18 protein-coding genes are annotated in these 16,519 nt (G+C 59.1%); 8 read left to right on the top strand and 10 right to left on the bottom strand.

The window, feature by feature from the left end; genetic code table 11:
- The first annotated feature begins 75 nt into the window (after window positions 1-75).
- The gene (locus AACY36_RS11330; protein ID WP_003172487.1) at window positions 76-636 is read left to right on the top strand and encodes a glycine cleavage system protein R; all 561 of its coding nucleotides are present in this window, start codon (window positions 76-78) and stop codon (window positions 634-636) included.
- A gap of 10 nt (window positions 637-646) precedes the next feature.
- Window positions 647-1,120, top strand: coding sequence for a peroxiredoxin (locus AACY36_RS11325; RefSeq protein WP_339414942.1), 474 nt, complete (start codon window positions 647-649; stop codon window positions 1,118-1,120).
- A 154-nt stretch (window positions 1,121-1,274) separates the two neighbouring features.
- Here AACY36_RS11325 and AACY36_RS11320 read toward each other — a convergent pair whose 3' ends face one another.
- Window positions 1,275-2,345 (bottom strand): AI-2E family transporter, encoded by a 1,071-nt coding sequence (locus tag AACY36_RS11320; protein ID WP_339427824.1) that lies wholly within the window; start codon window positions 2,343-2,345, stop codon window positions 1,275-1,277.
- 31 nt (window positions 2,346-2,376) lie between these two features.
- On the bottom strand, window positions 2,377-2,616 hold the full coding sequence (locus AACY36_RS11315; RefSeq protein WP_010212198.1) for a sulfurtransferase TusA family protein: 240 nt from the start codon (window positions 2,614-2,616) through the stop codon (window positions 2,377-2,379).
- A gap of 94 nt (window positions 2,617-2,710) precedes the next feature.
- On the opposite strand from AACY36_RS11315, the gene AACY36_RS11310 reads away from it, so the two are divergent.
- Entirely contained in the window at window positions 2,711-4,144 is a 1,434-nt protein-coding gene (locus AACY36_RS11310) for a M48 family metalloprotease (RefSeq protein ID WP_339414944.1), read from the top strand.
- Window positions 4,145-4,210: 66 nt separating this feature from the next.
- On the opposite strand, the gene AACY36_RS11305 is transcribed toward AACY36_RS11310, so the two are convergent.
- The 4 genes from AACY36_RS11305 to rpoE all read right to left on the bottom strand — a co-directional run bounded on the left by AACY36_RS11305 (window position 4,211) and on the right by rpoE (window position 8,065).
- Window positions 4,211-5,650: a DegQ family serine endoprotease gene (locus tag AACY36_RS11305; protein WP_339414945.1), complete on the bottom strand. Its 1,440-nt coding sequence runs from the start codon at window positions 5,648-5,650 to the stop codon at window positions 4,211-4,213.
- A gap of 235 nt (window positions 5,651-5,885) precedes the next feature.
- Window positions 5,886-6,848 (bottom strand): MucB/RseB C-terminal domain-containing protein, encoded by a 963-nt coding sequence (locus AACY36_RS11300; RefSeq protein WP_339414946.1) that lies wholly within the window; start codon window positions 6,846-6,848, stop codon window positions 5,886-5,888.
- Window positions 6,849-6,863: 15 nt separating this feature from the next.
- Window positions 6,864-7,451 carry a sigma-E factor negative regulatory protein gene (locus AACY36_RS11295; RefSeq protein WP_339414947.1) on the bottom strand — a complete coding sequence of 196 codons (588 nt, stop codon included), beginning with the start codon at window positions 7,449-7,451 and terminating at the stop codon, window positions 6,864-6,866.
- A 32-nt stretch (window positions 7,452-7,483) separates the two neighbouring features.
- The gene (gene rpoE, locus AACY36_RS11290; protein WP_003172477.1) at window positions 7,484-8,065 is read right to left on the bottom strand and encodes an RNA polymerase sigma factor RpoE; all 582 of its coding nucleotides are present in this window, start codon (window positions 8,063-8,065) and stop codon (window positions 7,484-7,486) included.
- A gap of 459 nt (window positions 8,066-8,524) precedes the next feature.
- Here rpoE and nadB point away from each other — a divergent pair, with 459 nt between their 5' ends.
- The gene (nadB, locus tag AACY36_RS11285; RefSeq protein ID WP_339414948.1) at window positions 8,525-10,141 is read left to right on the top strand and encodes an L-aspartate oxidase; all 1,617 of its coding nucleotides are present in this window, start codon (window positions 8,525-8,527) and stop codon (window positions 10,139-10,141) included.
- Here nadB and AACY36_RS11280 read toward each other — a convergent pair.
- On the bottom strand, window positions 10,110-10,556 hold the full coding sequence (locus AACY36_RS11280) for a hypothetical protein (RefSeq protein WP_339414949.1): 447 nt from the start codon (window positions 10,554-10,556) through the stop codon (window positions 10,110-10,112). The genes nadB and AACY36_RS11280 overlap by 32 nt on opposite strands.
- The gene (locus AACY36_RS11275; RefSeq protein WP_339414950.1) at window positions 10,540-10,794 is read right to left on the bottom strand and encodes an FAD assembly factor SdhE; all 255 of its coding nucleotides are present in this window, start codon (window positions 10,792-10,794) and stop codon (window positions 10,540-10,542) included. Before AACY36_RS11275 ends, AACY36_RS11280 begins: the two co-directional genes overlap by 17 nt.
- Before the next feature lie 139 nt (window positions 10,795-10,933).
- Here AACY36_RS11275 and ygfZ point away from each other — a divergent pair, with 139 nt between their 5' ends.
- Together ygfZ and AACY36_RS11265 are read left to right on the top strand one after the other, a co-directional pair.
- Entirely contained in the window at window positions 10,934-11,875 is a 942-nt protein-coding gene (gene ygfZ, locus AACY36_RS11270; protein ID WP_339414951.1) for a CAF17-like 4Fe-4S cluster assembly/insertion protein YgfZ, read from the top strand.
- Between the two features lie 36 nt (window positions 11,876-11,911).
- Window positions 11,912-12,730 (top strand): HDOD domain-containing protein, encoded by an 819-nt coding sequence (locus AACY36_RS11265; RefSeq protein ID WP_339414952.1) that lies wholly within the window; start codon window positions 11,912-11,914, stop codon window positions 12,728-12,730.
- Between the two features lie 3 nt (window positions 12,731-12,733).
- On the opposite strand, the gene AACY36_RS11260 is transcribed toward AACY36_RS11265, so the two are convergent.
- Complete coding sequence (locus tag AACY36_RS11260) at window positions 12,734-14,119, bottom strand: sensor histidine kinase (RefSeq protein WP_339414953.1); 1,386 nt, start codon at window positions 14,117-14,119, stop codon at window positions 12,734-12,736.
- Entirely contained in the window at window positions 14,112-14,783 is a 672-nt protein-coding gene (locus tag AACY36_RS11255) for a response regulator (protein ID WP_010212220.1), read from the bottom strand. Before AACY36_RS11255 ends, AACY36_RS11260 begins: the two co-directional genes overlap by 8 nt.
- A 232-nt stretch (window positions 14,784-15,015) precedes the next feature.
- Here AACY36_RS11255 and AACY36_RS11250 point away from each other — a divergent pair, with 232 nt between their 5' ends.
- Together AACY36_RS11250 and AACY36_RS11245 are read left to right on the top strand one after the other, a co-directional pair.
- Window positions 15,016-15,999, top strand: coding sequence for a Bug family tripartite tricarboxylate transporter substrate binding protein (locus AACY36_RS11250; RefSeq protein ID WP_339414954.1), 984 nt, complete (start codon window positions 15,016-15,018; stop codon window positions 15,997-15,999).
- A gap of 60 nt (window positions 16,000-16,059) precedes the next feature.
- Window positions 16,060-16,518, top strand: a complete 459-nt coding sequence (locus tag AACY36_RS11245; RefSeq protein ID WP_339414955.1) for a tripartite tricarboxylate transporter TctB family protein — start codon at window positions 16,060-16,062, stop codon at window positions 16,516-16,518.
- The last annotated feature ends 1 nt before the right edge of the window (window position 16,519 follow it).

Raw genomic sequence — 16,519 nt, 5'->3', positions numbered from 1 at the left:
GCTTTTCGCTACCCTTCATCCTTTGATCGATACCGCCCTTACAGTATCGACCGCTCATCGTTTTAGGAAGGCTGCATGTCCACCCCCACAGTTCGCGAACAATTCCTTGTTATCAGTGCCCTCGGCGCCAACCCCATGGAGCTGACTAACGTCCTGTGCCGCGCCAGCCATGAAAACCGCTGCGCCGTCGTAACCTCCCGCCTGACTCGTCATGGCGAGTGCAGTGCGCTGGTCCTGCAGATCTCCGGCACTTGGGATGCCCTGGCTCGCCTCGAAACCGGCCTGCCGGGCCTGGCAAAGAAGCATGACTTCACCGTCAATGTGGTACGCAGCGCCGCCCTGGAAAATCGTCCGCAGGCTCTGCCTTATGTGGCGTATGTCAGTTCGGCCTATCGCTCGGACATCGTCAACGAGCTGTGCCAGTTCTTCATCGACCACAATGTCGAGCTGGAGAACCTGACCTGCGACACCTACCAGGCCCCGCAAACAGGCGGCACCATGTTGAACGCCACGTTTACCGTGACCCTGCCGGCGGGCGTGCAGATCAGTTGGCTGCGCGATCAGTTCCTGGATTTCGCCGATGCCCTGAACCTCGACGCACTGATCGAACCGTGGCGCCCACAGAACCCAATGTAAGGAAGTTTTCATGGCCGTAGTCATCGACCAACCCATAGCCGATTTCGAAGCCCAGGCCACCAGCGACCAGACCTTCAGCCTCGCAGCCCTCAAGGGCAAGCAAGTGGTGCTCTACTTCTACCCGAAGGACAGTACGCCGGGCTGCACCACTGAAGGCCAGGGTTTTCGTGACCAGTACGCAGCGTTCAAGGCGGCCAACACTGAAGTGTTTGGCGTGTCGCGCGACAGCGTGAAGTCTCACGAAAACTTCAAAGGCAAGCAGGAGTTCCCCTTCGAGCTGATCAGCGACAAGGACGAAGCGGTTTGCCAACTGTTTGACGTGATCAAGCTGAAGAAGCTGTATGGCAAGGAATACCTCGGCGTGGATCGCAGCACGTTCCTCATCGACAAGAATGGCGTGCTGCGTCAGGAATGGCGTGGTGTGAAGGTGCCAGGGCATGTGGATGCGGTTTTGGCCGCGGCGCAGGCGCTGAACAAGCCTTGAGTCTGTAGTAAGCGGGCTTGTCCCGCGCTGAGTTGCGAAGTGCCCCCAACATAGCCGCCGCGTTTTTTTCAGATAAAACGCGGCTGCAGGTTTTAGGGCTGCTTCGCACCCCAGCGCGGAGCGAGCCCGCTCACTACAAGTTTGTGTCATACCGTTACAACAACGGCGCAACCACCGGCTCTTGACGCGGCCATGCATCCAGCACCGCCTTGAACAGCGTCGCCAGGGGGATCGCAAAGAACACGCCCCAGAAGCCCCACAACCCACCAAACAACAACACTGCGCAGATGATCGCTACCGGATGCAGGTTGACGGCCTCCGAGAACAGCAGCGGCACCAGCACGTTGCCGTCCAGGGTTTGGATAATCCCGTACACCGCCATCAAGTAGATGAATTGGTCGCTCCAGCCCCACTGGAACAAGGCAATCAATGTAACCGGCACCGTCACCACCACCGCGCCTACGTAAGGCACCACCACTGAAATCCCGACCAGCAATGCCAGCAAGGCCGCGTAGTTCAGGTCCAGGGCAATAAAGGCAATGTAGGTCACGCCCCCGCAGATAATGATCTCGATCACCTTGCCGCGTATGTAGTTGGCGATCTGCCGGTTCATTTCCTCGGCAACACGGGTAATCAGCGCTCGCTCGCGCGGCAGGTAGCCACTTACCCAACGGCCGATCATGGCGCGGTCCTTGAGGAAGAAGAACACCAGAATCGGCACCAGCACCAGGTAAATCATGATATTCACCAGCAGCGGCAAGCTGGACAGGGAAAAGGTCAGCGCCCATTGGCCGAACTTTCCGATCTCGCCGCGGGCCACTTCTATAGCCTGCAACACCTGCTCATCCGACACCAGGTGCGGGTAGCGTTCCGGCAACAGCAGCAACAGTGATTGCCACTTGGCGAGCATGCCCGGCAACTCATTGAACAGAGTGATCAGTTGATGCCATAGCAACGGCAGCACTACCACGATAAACAGCACCAACACGCCCATGAACAAGGCGAACACCAGCCCCACCGACACCCCGCCCGGCAGGCGCAACCGTTCCAGAGCGGTGACCAGGCCTTGCATCAGATAGGCCAGCACCATCCCCGCCAACACCGGTGCCAACATGCCACCCAAGGTGAGCACAGCCGTAAACGCTAGAAACAACAGAACCGCCAGCACCACGGCCTCCTCATCGGAGAAGTAGCGCTGGACCCAGTCTCGTAACACTTTGAACATCAATCAACCTCAGGTGGTGGGGGCAAACAGTTCAGGCCTTGCGCAACCAGTAACGGTACACACCGGCGGCGTCTTCTTCGTGCAACAGGGTGTGGCCGGCCAGCTTGGCAAACGTACGAAAATCACGCTGAGAGCCTGCGTCCGTGGCGATTACCTTAAGTACGGCGCCACTGGCCAGACGATTGAGTTCCAGCTTGGCCTTGAGCAAGGGCAACGGGCAATTGAGGCCGCTGGCATCAAGTTCGGCATCAAAAGCTACAGCGTCGGTCATGGTTTTACTCCGGGCACGCGTTGGGCTGCTTAGAATATCTGGTCCGAAGCTCAGTGTCCGGCTACAGTAAGCTCTTTGTCGAAAGGCTATGTGCATGACTTTTTTGCGCCCCACCCTGCTGACGCTGGCTTGCCTGCTGGCCTCCCCAGGCTTCGCTGACGACCTGCCGTCACTTGGCGACGCCAGTTCTGCCATTGTCTCGCCACAACAGGAATACCAGTTGGGCCGCGCCTGGCTGGCCTATCTGCGGGGCCAGGTCTCGCAACTCAACGATCCGCAGCTCAAGGATTACGTCGAAACCAGCGTTTACAAACTGGTGGAGACCAGCCAAGTCAACGACCGTCGGCTGGAGTTCATCCTGATCAACAGCCCGCAACTGAACGCCTTTGCCGCACCCGGCGGTATTGTGGGGGTCAATGGAGGCCTGTTCCTCAACGCTCAGACCGAAGGGGAATACGCTTCGGTGCTGGCGCATGAGCTGGCGCACTTGTCCCAACGCCACTTCGCCCGTGGCGTGGAAGCGCAACAACGCATGCAGCTTCCGATGATGGCAGCGTTGCTTGGCGGCATCATTGCCGCAGCCGCTGGTGCAGGTGACGCGGGTATTGCTGCGATTGCCGGCACACAGGCTGCTGCAATCCAAGAGCAGCGTCGGTTCTCGCGGCAAAACGAACAAGAGGCGGACCGCATAGGCATCCTCAACCTGGAAAAAGCCGGTTACGACCCGCGCTCCATGCCAACCATGTTCGAGCGTCTGATGCGCCAGTACCGCTTCGATGCCAAGCCACCGGAATTCCTGCTGACACACCCGGTCACCGAATCGCGAATCGCCGACACCCGCAACCGCGCCGAGCAGTCCAAGCCTGGCGGCAAAGAAGATAGCTTGCGCTATCAACTGATCCGCGCACGGGTGCAATTGCAGTACGAAGACACCCCAGGGCTCGCCGCCAAGCGCTTCCAGGCGCAGTTGGACGAGAACCCGAAAAACGATGTAGCGCGTTATGGTTTGGCTATCGCCCAGATCAAAGGCTCCCAATTCAAGCGAGCGCGGGAAAACCTGACAGCGTTGCTGGCCAAGGCACCGAACGACATTACCTACAACCTGGCGCTGATTCAGTTGGAGATCGACAACAATCATCTGCCCGATGCCCAGCAACGTACCGATCGGATGCTAGCCCAATATCCGGGCAACTATCCGCTGAATCAGATCCGAGTAGACGTGTTGCTCAAACAGAACCGCACTGCCGATGCAGAGAAGGCCTTGGACGGTTTGCTCAAATCCAGGCCCGACGATCCCGACGTTTGGTATCAGGTTGCGGAAACCCGAGGCTTGTCAGGCAATATCATTGGCCTGCATCAGGCCCGCGCCGAATACTTCGCATTGGTAGGTGACTTCCAGCAGGCCATCCAGCAGTTGGATTTTGCAAAGCGTCGCGCTGGAAGCAATTTCCCGCTGTCGTCGCGTATCGACGCGCGTCAGCGTGAACTGATCGAACAGGAGCGCCTGGTCAAAGGAATGATGAGCTAAATCCAGCGGCCAAAAAAAAAGCCCCGCCCTCGTTAAACGAAGGCGGGGCTTTTTCTTTTTACCGGGTTACTCGGCCAACTTGAAGGTTATGAAGCTGGCACGCCCCTGACGCAGCACTCGCATCGATACCGAGCGGTTCTTCGGCAGCGCCTTGGCGATGTCAGTGAACTGCTTGGTATTGTCGATTGCCTGATTATTCAGGTGGGTGATCACGTCACCTGGCTGCAGGCCAATCAGGGACGCAGGGCCATCCTGGACTTCCTTGATCACGACGCCGCTCTTGAGGTCGTATGTCTTCTTTTGTTCAGCGGTCAGTTCGGCGACAGCAATGCCCAGGCGATTGCTGCTGCGTTCGGCACCCGGCTTAGCGTTACCCAAGGCATCCAGTGCTGCCCCTTCTTCAGGGATTGCGCCAACAGTCAGCTCAACGTTCTGGCGCTTGCCCTCGCGGATCACTTCAAGCTTGGCCTTGCTGCCTGCCTTGAGCGCGCCTACCAGGTGCGGCAGGTCGGCCGACATGACAATTGGCTGGCCGTTCATGCTAAGGATCACGTCGCCGACTTGCAGGCCACCCTTGGCAGCCGGGCCATCGTCCTGGATCTGCGCGACCAGTGCACCGGCCGGCTTGTCGAGGCCGAAGGATTCAGCCAGGTCTTTGTTCACTTCCTGAATCACCACGCCCAACCAGCCACGGCTGACCTTGCCACCGCTTTTCAGTTGGTTGGAAACGTCCATGGCTACATCGATCGGAATGGCAAACGACACCCCCATGAAGCCACCGGAACGGGTGTAGATCTGCGAGTTGATCCCCACCACTTCGCCGGCCAGGTTGAACAGCGGGCCACCGGAGTTGCCCGGGTTGATCGGCACGTCGGTCTGGATGAACGGCACGTAGTTTTCGTTCGGGAGGCTGCGGCCAATGGCGCTGACAATGCCTTGAGTCACGGTATGGTCAAAGCCAAACGGCGAACCGATAGCGACTACCCACTGCCCGGCTTTCAGGTCCTGGGATTTACCCAGTTTCAACACTGGCAGGTCTTTGCCTTCAATCTTCAGCAAGGCCACATCGGATCTTGGATCGGTGCCTACCAGCTTGGCTTTCAGCTCACTACGATCAGCCAGGCGCACGAGAATCTCGTCGGCATCGGCAATCACGTGGTTGTTAGTGAGGATGTAGCCATCCGGCGAGATGATAAAGCCCGAGCCCAGGGACTGAGCCTCACGCTGGCCGCCACCGCCGCCACGGGGCGCGCGCTGTTGCGGCATGCCGCGCTCGAAGAACTCGCGCAGCATCGGCGGCAGGCCTTCCAGGTCCGGCATCTGCTGGTTGGAGACTTTGCGATCCGGCAGTTTTTGCGTGGTACTGATGTTCACAACGGCAGGCGATGCCTGCTCAACCAATTGGGTGAAGTCAGGCAACTCGACCGCTTGCGCAGGTAAGGCCTGACCCAGCACCAATACCGTGGCGACTATGGATAGGTACGATTTCAAACGTGGTATCGACATACAGCTCCCGTTACGACGAGCAGGGTTGAGCGACAGGGTTCAAGAAACGCCGAAAACTGCGACCGACATCTTTGTTCCGCGAACAAGACAAGGCCAGAGCCGACAAGCACTGACCTATAAAAAACATGAGGGATTTTTGCAAGTGAAAATGCTGATCCAGACATTTCATGTCTCTCGGCAGCCAACCTGGCATGCAACTACAGTGAAACGTCAGGATGAACATAGAATTAACGACTCACGGCTGGGCGACTGGCTTTTTTTCACCGCGTACCGACAATGCGATACGTTCTGCGGTGCCGATTGGAATCTCACCCACTACCGTCACCATCATTTCGCCGTCCACCGTATTCAGGCGGCGCGATACTGCAACGGTGGGCCCCAGTTGAGTGCGGGTTTCAGTGACGCTCACATCGCTGATTGGCTCGAGGAACACCGAGAAACGCGCCAGCCCGTCTTCATACATCAGGCTGTCGACGGTCGCTTTGGTCTGGGTGTCTTTTCGAGCACCGCTATTGGTCAGCTGAAACCCGGGCGGCAACCATTCCAGATGCCAGGTCTCGGTAGACTGCACCTCTGGGGCTTTATCATTGGCGACCGTGATGGATGTGCATTCGCTGCTAGGCTGCAGATCGCGGTCTTCAGGGACGAGCGACGTATTCAACCGCGTGAACTGGAAACGCTCGAGCAACTGCCCCTGATCATTGAGTAACAGTGATTTGAGCGGCAGCGCGGTTTCACGGTCCAGGTGCAGCTCAAAACCATAGCGGTATTGGTCACGGGGAGTGATTGACACGATCACCGCATTGCGACCGGCCACGCGGGATTTGCCAATAACGGCCATTTCGTAGAATTGATTGAGTTTTTTCGGATCAAGTGCACGTGATGGTGCATCGCGCGAATTGCCAAGGCCTGCGACAAGAGTGCCGCTGACACATTGCGTTCGACCATCCAACCGCACGACTTCCTGGGCAGAACCATCAAGCTGCAAGAGCCGCTCACGGACCTGACCATTCTGGACGCGATGCCAGATGTCATGAGTAGAAAAACTGCCGCTACGTTCGTAGACAAACGTACCTTGAAAGCTTTGCTGCTGTTCTGCACGCCCAAGTCGAGTCAACCAGTCTTGGGCTTCATCGGCATGGCCGGGGAGTGCAAAACAACCACTGAGCAAAAGCGTAAGGAGCGGTATGGCTCGCATAGAGCTCCTTACGGATTAGCGGTTTTCCAGGCTTGCTGCGCGAGCGTATGGCAGAGCGCTCTCAGTGCCTTTCAAGGCAGATTCCTGTGCATGTTGGCGCAGGTAGCCTGGAAGACGCTGATCTTGCCAGCCGGATTGCCCTTGCAACACACCGCTGGCCATAGGACCGGTGGAGTCAGAGCTTTCCTTGTAGCCGGCCAGTACCGCTGGGCCTTTGACTTGCGGACCGGCCATGACCGGTTGCTGAGTCTGCTGGGCCAGTTCGGCACCGGCGATTTCGTCCTGATTATACAGGCGAACACCGGCCAACACTGCGACAGTCACCGAGGCAGCCACTGCGAGGCGACCCAGGCTACGCCATGGACCACGAGCAGATTTTGCCGGAACGGCTTCATCAGCAAGCGCAGCAGAAACCGCCGCAGCAATATCCAGACGAGGGATTAGAAGATCCTTGTGCATTACCGCCCGAGCGACTTGGTAACGAGACCAGGTATCACGGGTTTCGGCATCATCAAATGCATTGAGCACTCGACGAAGTTCCAGTTCATCCGCTTCGTTATCCATCACTGCGGACAGCGATTCCTGCAGGGCATCACGACTCATGGCGGTTCCTCTCTTGGCTGTAGCCGCTGTCTTTAGTTCTCTTGCAACAGCGGTTGCAAGGCTTTATCGATGGCTTCCCTGGCCCGGAAAATCCGCGACCTTACAGTCCCCACCGGACACTGCATGACACTCGCAATGTCTTCGTAACTCAGACCATCGAATTCACGTAAAGTTAACGCCGTACGCAAATCTTCTGGCAGTTGCTGAATTGTGCGATGAACGGTGCCTTCGATCTCGTCGCGCAGCAACGCACGCTCCGGCGACTCGAGATCTTTGAGGCCGTGATCACCATCGTAAAATTCTGCATCTTCTGAACTTACATCGCTATCCGGCGGGCGGCGTCCGCGAGACACCAGATAGTTCTTCGCCGTGTTAATGGCGATTCGGTATAGCCACGTGTAAAACGCACTATCACCGCGAAAATTACCAAGCGCACGGTAAGCCTTGATAAAGGCCTCCTGTGCAACGTCCTGCGCTTCATGGGTGTCGTGCACAAACCGCACGATCAACCCGAGAATTTTGTGCTGGTATTTCAGCACTAGCAGATCAAAGGCCCGCTTGTCACCGCGTTGAACGCGCTCGACCAGCTGCTGATCCTCTTCCTGGGTTAGCATGAACACTCCTCGTTGTACTTGAAGGAGGCTTGCATAACTAAACGATCAGGCTTGCAAACATAGACTCGGACTTTTCGCAAAAGTTCTCCCCCTCAAAGCAAGTTTCCGGCATGCACTGATTTGGCACACACGAAAAACGCAGCACGGGCAACGCCGGCTGCGCGAATAATCTTGTCGCCGGTTTTCTGACGCGTCCAATGCTCCCGACGGGCCAATAAACTCAACGTTTCCCAGCTTCCGGGCAACCTGCTATTGAGTCGAGGCTTATGCAAAAAGTTCCCGTCTCAATAACCCGCCGATTTTACCGAAGCCGTGCACCGTAATCTCATATTGCCACGAATGCCCGACTATTGTGCCGCTCCACCCCTCTATATACTAGTAGTCCGTGTGACCCTTTGATTCGCCGATCCAGGCGTCCTGTTTGCGCCACCCCGGATCGCTTTTTGCGGAATCCTTTAAATGAGCCAACAGTTTCAACACGATGTCCTGGTGATCGGTAGCGGCGCGGCCGGCTTGAGCCTTGCGCTGACCCTCCCCAGCCACCTGCGTATTGCGGTACTGAGCAAAGGCGACCTGGCAAACGGCTCGACGTTCTGGGCCCAGGGCGGTGTCGCCGCCGTGCTGGACGACACCGACACGGTGCAATCCCACGTCGAAGACACCCTCAATGCCGGCGGCGGCCTGTGCAATGAAGAGGCGGTGCGCTTCACTGTCGAGCACAGCCGTGAGGCGATTCAATGGCTGATCGACCAAGGCGTGCCGTTCACCCGTGACGAACACGCTGGCAGCGACGACGGCGGCTTTGAATTCCACTTGACCCGCGAAGGTGGCCACAGCCATCGCCGAATCATCCACGCTGCCGACGCCACCGGCGCAGCCATTTTCAGGACGCTGCTCGACCAGGCACGCCAGCGCCCCAATATCGAGCTGCTTGAGCAACGCGTCGCCGTCGACCTGATCACAGAGAAACGCTTGGGCCTGGACGGCGAACGCTGCCTCGGCGCCTACGTGCTCAACCGTGTCAGTGGTGAAGTCGACACTTACGGCGCGCGCTTCACCATCCTGGCCTCAGGCGGCGCAGCGAAGGTCTACCTCTATACCAGCAACCCGGATGGAGCCTGCGGCGACGGTATTGCCATGGCCTGGCGCTCCGGCTGCCGGGTGGCCAACCTGGAATTCAACCAGTTCCACCCCACCTGCCTGTATCACCCACAGGCCAAGAGTTTCCTGATTACCGAAGCCCTGCGCGGGGAAGGCGCACACTTGAAACTGCCTAACGGCGAACGCTTCATGCAGCGCTTCGACCCGCGCGCCGAGCTGGCCCCGCGCGATATCGTCGCCCGTGCCATCGACCATGAAATGAAGCGCCTGGGCATCGACTGCGTCTACCTGGATATCAGCCACAAGCCCGAAGCCTTCATCAAGACCCACTTCCCCACGGTTTATGAGCGCTGCCTGGCGTTCAACATCGATATCACCAAAGGCCCGATCCCTGTGGTGCCGGCCGCCCACTACACCTGCGGCGGCGTGATGGTCGACAGGCATGGCCGCACCGACGTACCCGGCCTGTATGCGATTGGCGAAACCAGCTTCACCGGCCTGCATGGCGCTAACCGTATGGCCAGCAATTCGTTGCTCGAATGTTTCGTCTATGCGCGCTCCGCGGCGGCGGACATCCTCGAGCAGCTGCAACGCATCCCGGTGCCTGCCGCCCTGCCCCGCTGGGACGCCAGCCAGGTCACCGACTCGGACGAAGACGTAATCATCGCGCACAACTGGGATGAGCTGCGCCGCTTCATGTGGGACTACGTGGGAATCGTGCGCACCAACAAACGCCTGCAACGCGCGCAGCACCGGGTGCGTCTGCTGCTGGATGAGATTGAGGAGTTCTACAGTAACTACAAAGTCAGCCGCGACCTGATCGAGCTGCGCAACCTGGCCCAGGTAGCAGAGTTGATGATCCGCTCGGCCATGGAGCGCAAAGAAAGCCGCGGCCTGCATTACACCCTGGACTACCCGCAGATGCTGCCCGAAGCCCGGGACACTATTCTGGTGCCAACCACCTACGGCGGCTGAACTTCAAGCGCACCCGCAGGCGCCGATGCACATCGGCGACCTGCGCATCCGACGGCACACAGATAGAACGCACCCACCACGCTCCAGGCACCCGATAGCGCAGCACCACGATTAGCGGCAGCGCCAAGCTGTCGGGACGCAACTGCACGCTGTGCCAACCTCGCTCAGCACTGAGCAACTGCCAGCCATCGGCGTCGCGGCGCAGGCCACGAATCGACGAACGGTGTGTGAGCAGGATATGACGCGGTAAAACCCAGGCGGCATGCGCCAGGCACAGCAACATGCCCAGGCTTGAACAAGACAGATCAAGAAACAAAAGCGCACCCAACGCGAACAGCTGGGCGAGGAGATACGCCGCCAGCATAAGCCGTGAGGCCTGCCAGCGGCATTCAAACGTATTACTTGGGCTGAACACGGTCCAGAATCATCCGGACCATACGCTGCAGTTCCGGGTCTTCCGATTCAGCACGCTCCATAAACCAGCCGAACATGTCCTGATCTTCGCATTCCAGCAGCCTGACATAGAGGTCGCGATCCACCTTATTGAGCGTCGCATACACATCCTTGGTGAAAGGCACCAGCAACACGTCCAACTCCAGCATGCCACGACGGCTGTGCCAGTAGAGACGATTGATTTCTACATCTTCGACCATGAAGCGCTCCTCAAATAGAGCGCAAGTATACAGGCCCGACGGCACCGGAACAGTCGGCTTTGGTCGCCCATACGGAAACTATCCATTTGCCGGGCGCCCCTCTATGATGCACCCATGACTTTTTGACCTGCGATGACCCATGGCTGACTCTGCTTTCTTCTGCCCCCTGTCCCACGAAGGCGTTCTCGCCGTCCGCGGCGCCGACGCTGCCAAATTCCTTCAGGGCCAACTGACCTGCAACCTCAATTACCTGAGCGAGACCCAGGCCAGCCTCGGCGCGCGCTGCACACAAAAAGGACGTATGCAGTCGAGCTTTCGCATCCTGCTGCAAGGTGACGGCGTGTTACTGGCAATGGCCACTGAGCTGCTGGAACCGCAGTTGGCAGACCTGAAGAAGTACGCTGTGTTCTCCAAATCCAAGCTCACCGACGAAACCGCCGCCTGGGTGCGTTTCGGCCTCGTGAGCGCGAATCAGGCGTTGGCCAGCCTAGGCCTGGAACTGCCGGCCGAGACCGATAGCGTCGCCCGCAGCGATGCATTGATTGCCATCCGCGTGTCCCCTGAGCGCGCCGAACTCTGGGTACCCACCGAACATGCTGAGGCCGTGCACGAGCAACTGGCCAAGCAATTAAAAGAAACAGATTTGAATGATTGGCTCCTGGGTCAAATCCGCGCGGGCATTGGCCAGGTCATGCCGCAGACGCGCGAGCTGTTCATCCCGCAGATGCTCAACCTGCAAGCCGTGGGCGCCGTCAGCTTCAAGAAGGGCTGCTACACCGGCCAGGAAATCGTAGCGCGCATGCAGTACCTGGGAAAACTCAAACGTCGGCTGTACCGCTTGAGTCTCAATACCGCTGAAATGCCCGAGCCAGGCACGCCGCTGTTCTCTCCCAGCCATAACAGCTCGATCGGCGAAGTGGTCATTGCCGCAAAAGCTGACCAAAACGTTGAACTTCTGGCCGTATTGCAAGCCGAAGCTGCCGATAGTGGCGATGTGCATTTAGGCACGCTAGAAGGTCCCGCCTTACAGCTGCTTGACCTGCCTTACACACTCGACCGTGATCGAGAGATCCAGCGTTAGTCGCCATACCTTTTTGCAACACGCTAGAGAGCATGAATGAACGAGCTGGCGGAAAAAGTCCAACAGGCTTTAGTGACGGCCATCGACAACGATGACCTGGTTCTGCCGACATTGCCGGAAGTAGCCCTGAATATTCGTCAGGCCGCTGAAGACCCGGAAATCAGCATCAGCCACTTGAGCAAAGTGATCGGTCGCGATACCGCGCTGTCGGCTCGCCTGATAAAAGTGGTCAACAGCCCGTTGTTGCGTGCGACCCAGGAAGTCACCGACCTGCACACCGCCATCACCCGGCTGGGCACCAACTACAGCAGCAACCTCGCAATCGGCCTGGTCATGGAGCAGATTTTTCACGCCCGCTCCGATGTGGTTGATCAGAAAATGCGTGATGTGTGGCGTCGCAGCCTCGAAGTAGCGGGCGTCAGCTATGCCTTATGCCGCAGTCACAGCCAGCTCAAGCCCGACCAGGCGGCCCTCGGCGGCCTGGTGCACCAGATCGGCGTGCTGCCGATCCTGACGTACGCAGAAGACCACTATGAGCTGCTGTCGGACTCGGTCAGCCTCAACCATGTAATCGAGAGCATCCACCCGTTACTGGGCGACAAACTGCTAAGCGGCTGGGACTTTCCGGAAATGCTGGCGAAACTGCCCGGCCAGTACCTGGACCTGGAACGCGATTCGGCCAGACTCGACTACATCGATGTGGTGCAAGTCGCCGTGCTGTATTGCCATCGCGGCACCGATCACCCCCTGGCAAGCGTATCGGCCTCTACCCTGCCGGCGATCAAGAAACTGCGCATCGACCCCTACAGCGAATCCTTGCGCGCCGAGTTGGATGAAGCCCGCTCGATGTTCTAATGATCAGCCCGCGATAAAACTCACCCGCACCTTCAACCCGGCCTGCTCGCCATCGTGCAGGCTGATCTGCGCCAGATGCGCCCGGCAGATTTCACCGACAATCGCCAACCCCAGGCCTGACCCCATGCCTTGTTGGCTACGGCGGTAGAAGCGTTCGAACACCCGGTCCCGCTCATCCTGCGGAATACCGGGGCCGTCATCCTCCACTTCCAGCACCGCCGGTGCCGTTACACGCAGGATCACGTTGCCACCCGGCGGCGTGTGAGCCAAGGCATTGTCCACTAGATTGCTCAACAGCTCATTCAACAGCGTTGGCTCACCGCGCAACCACACCGGCTCGTCGGCTTCCAACGCCAACGCCACGCCGCGTGCGTGGGCCAACGGCGCCATGGCCATGCCCAGCTCCCGAGCCAATTGGCTAAGGTCAAGTAGCTGCGCGCCGCCTTCGGCAATCGCTCGGGCACCGTTTTCGATGCGTGCCAGAGACAACAGTTGATTGGCCAGATGAGTCAGACGGTCAGTGCCCTGGGCCGCGGATTCCAAAGTACTGCGCCAGATGGCGGGGTCTTCGGCGCGCAAGCCCAGTTCCAACCGGGCCTTCAGCGCTGCCAGCGGCGTACGCAACTCATGGGCCGCATCGGCAATAAACTGCGCCTGGCGCTCGAACTGGCCGCGCAGGCGCTCGGTGAAGTGGTTGAGGGACCGCACTAACGGGCCGAACTCGTGCTGCACTTCCACCAACGGCAAAGGACGCAAGTCGTCGGACTGGCGCTCCTCCACCGCCGTGCGCAAACGCTCCAATGGGCGCAACGCCGCACTCACGGCAAACCACACCAGCAACAACGCGCCGATGCCGAGCATGCCCAGGCGCAGCAAGGTGTCGGCCATCAGGCTGCGAGCCATGCTTACGCGCGCTTCATCGGTTTCGGCGACGCGGATTTCCGCCATGCCATTCATGTTGGGTTCAGAGACAGCCTTTAGCAGGCTCACCACACGCACTTCCTGGCCCTGATACACGGCGTCATAGAAACGTGCCAGTGCCGGATAGTCATCGGTGCGCGGCGTGCCCGGCGGTGGGCCGGGAAGGTTTTCGTAGCCGGAGATCAACTGCTGGTGGATGTCATTGACCTGGTAATAAATCCGCCCGGCACTGTCGTAGGCAAAAGTGTCCAGGGCGACGTAGGGCACATTGGCGCTCAAGGTGCCATCTACTTGGGTCAAGCCAGCGGCGATAGTGCGCGCCGAGGCCAGCAGTGTGCGGTCGTAGGCGGTATCAGCGGCCTCGCGGCCATTCCAGTAGGCGCTCATGCCGCTGGCGAACATCAACAACACCAGCAGCAGCGCCAGGTTCCACAGCAGGCGCCAGCGCAAGCTGCTGGGCTTATGCATCGCGAGCTTCCAGCAAGTACCCAAGGCCACGAAAGGTCACGATAGCGATGGGCTGGCCGTCGAGTTTCTTGCGCAGGCGGTGCACGTAGATTTCGATGGCATCCGGACTAGCCTCCTCATCCAGGCCGAACACCTGGGAGGCTAACTGCTCCTTGCTCATCACCCGACCCGGGCGAGCGATCAGCGCTTCGAGCACTGCTTGCTCACGGGAAGTAAGCGTCATCAGCTCGCCACCCACGGTGAAACGCCGGGTGTCGAGGTCGTAGACCAGCACGCCGCAGGCCTGCTGACGCTCGCCACCCAACACGCTGCGCCGCAGCAACGCCTTGACCCGCGCCTCCAGCTCCGTCAATTCGAAAGGTTTGGCGAGGTAGTCGTCAGCCCCCAGGTTCAGGCCGTGTACGCGGTCCTTCACATCACTGCGTGCCGTCAACATCAGCACCGGCAGGTTTTTTCCACGGGCGCGCAAACGCGCGAGCACCTCGAAACCATCCATGCGTGGCAGCCCCACATCGAGTATCGCCGCCGCGTATTCCTCGCTGCTCAGGGCCAGGTCCGCCGCCACCCCATCGTGCAGCACGTCAACGGTCAAACCCGTGCTCTTGAGCGCTTGCGCAACACTTTCAGCGAGTTGCAGATGGTCTTCAACCAGCAAGACACGCATGGATTTCTACCTCATTCAGGCGTGGTCGGCACCACGCATTGCCGGGCAGTTTACAGGCGCCGCCTGCCCTGTGAAGCCCGAAGACATTGAAAGGTGACTGAAAGGTTAGTGAAAGCTTCGCGCTTTAGCATCCAGCTACGGCAGGTTACGCCTGCCAAGCTATTTGAGTGATAGCAACCGAAAAACGCCTCGAAGCGTTTTCGTCCCAATAAGAACAATAATGGAGACAGGCATGACCCCTTCCCTTCGTAAATTCGCACTCGCCGCCGGCTGCATGCTGTTTGCCGGCCAACTGTTAGCCGCTGATGAACCCAAGCGCCCGGAATGTATCGCCCCAGCATCGCCTGGCGGCGGCTTTGACCTTACTTGCAAACTGGCGCAAAGCGCGCTGGTCAACCAGAAGCTGCTGAGCAAGCCGATGCGCGTCACCTACATGCCTGGCGGCGTCGGTGCCGTGGCCTACAACGCGGTGGTCGCCCAACGCCCTGCGGACGGCGGCACCCTGGTTGCGTGGTCCAGCGGTTCGCTGTTGAACCTGGCCCAAGGCAAGTTCGGTCGCTTCGATGAAAGCGCCGTGCGTTGGTTGGCAGCGGTCGGCACCAGCTACGGCGCCATCGCGGTGAAAGCCGATTCGCCCTACAAGAACCTCGACGATCTCGTCAAAGCCTTGAAGAAAGATCCAGGCAGCGTAGTGATCGGTTCCGGCGGCACTGTGGGCAGCCAGGACTGGATGCAAACCGCGCTGATCGCCAGAGCCGCCGGAATCAACCCGCGCGAGCTGCGTTATGTGGCCTTGGAAGGCGGCGGTGAAATCGCCACCGCTCTGCTCGGCGGCCACATCCAAGTGGGCAGTACCGACATCTCCGACTCCATGCCGCACATCTTGAGCGGCGATATGCGTCTGCTGGCGGTGTTCTCCGAACAGCGCCTGGATGAGCCGGAAATGAAGAATATTCCGACCGCCAAAGAGCAAGGCTACGACATCGTCTGGCCGGTGGTTCGCGGTTTCTACCTGGGGCCAAAAGTCAGCGATGCCGACTACGCCTGGTGGAAGGACGCGTTCGACAAACTGCTGGCCTCTGAAGAGTTCGCCAAGCTGCGTGACCAGCGCGAGCTGTTCCCGTTTGCCATGACCGGCCCGGAGCTGGACACCTACGTGAAGAAACAGGTGGCTGACTACAAAGTGCTGGCCAAAGAGTTCGGCCTGATCCAGTAATCGCCCTTCTGTAGCGCGGCCACGCCCGTTTAAACACGCGGCGTGGCCCAGGAGTTCAACATGCTCTTACAACGCATTTTTGCCGCCGTGTTGCTGCTGGCCTGCGCCGGCCTCGCAGCGATGGCGTGGCGCTATCACGCCGCATTTTCATACGAACCAGTCGGGCCACGCGCCTTCCCGCTGCTGATGCTCGGGCTGATGAGCCTGGCGCTGATCTACATGCTGATTCGCCCGCAGCCAACTCGCCATACCGAAGAAGAACCCGCGCTGGACCGTGCCACCTTGATCAAGATCGGCGTGTGCGTCGCGCTGTTGATCGTGTTCGCAGGCACCTTCGAACCTCTGGGCTTCATCCTCAGCAGTATGCTGATCGGCATCCCGATGGCACGCCTGTACGGCGGCCGCTGGTTGCCCAGTGTGGTGATCGTCAGCCTAATGGCCGTCGGGCTTTATCTGCTGTTCGATAAAGTCATGGATGTGCCGCTGCCCCTTGGCCTGCTCGACGTTCTGGAGAACTGAT

The sequence above is a fragment of the Pseudomonas sp. EA_15y_Pfl1_P101 genome, from assembly GCF_963970835.1.
Classification (GTDB): Bacteria; Pseudomonadota; Gammaproteobacteria; order Pseudomonadales; family Pseudomonadaceae; genus Aquipseudomonas; species Aquipseudomonas tritici.
This window is presented reverse-complemented; position numbering and strand designations above follow the sequence as displayed.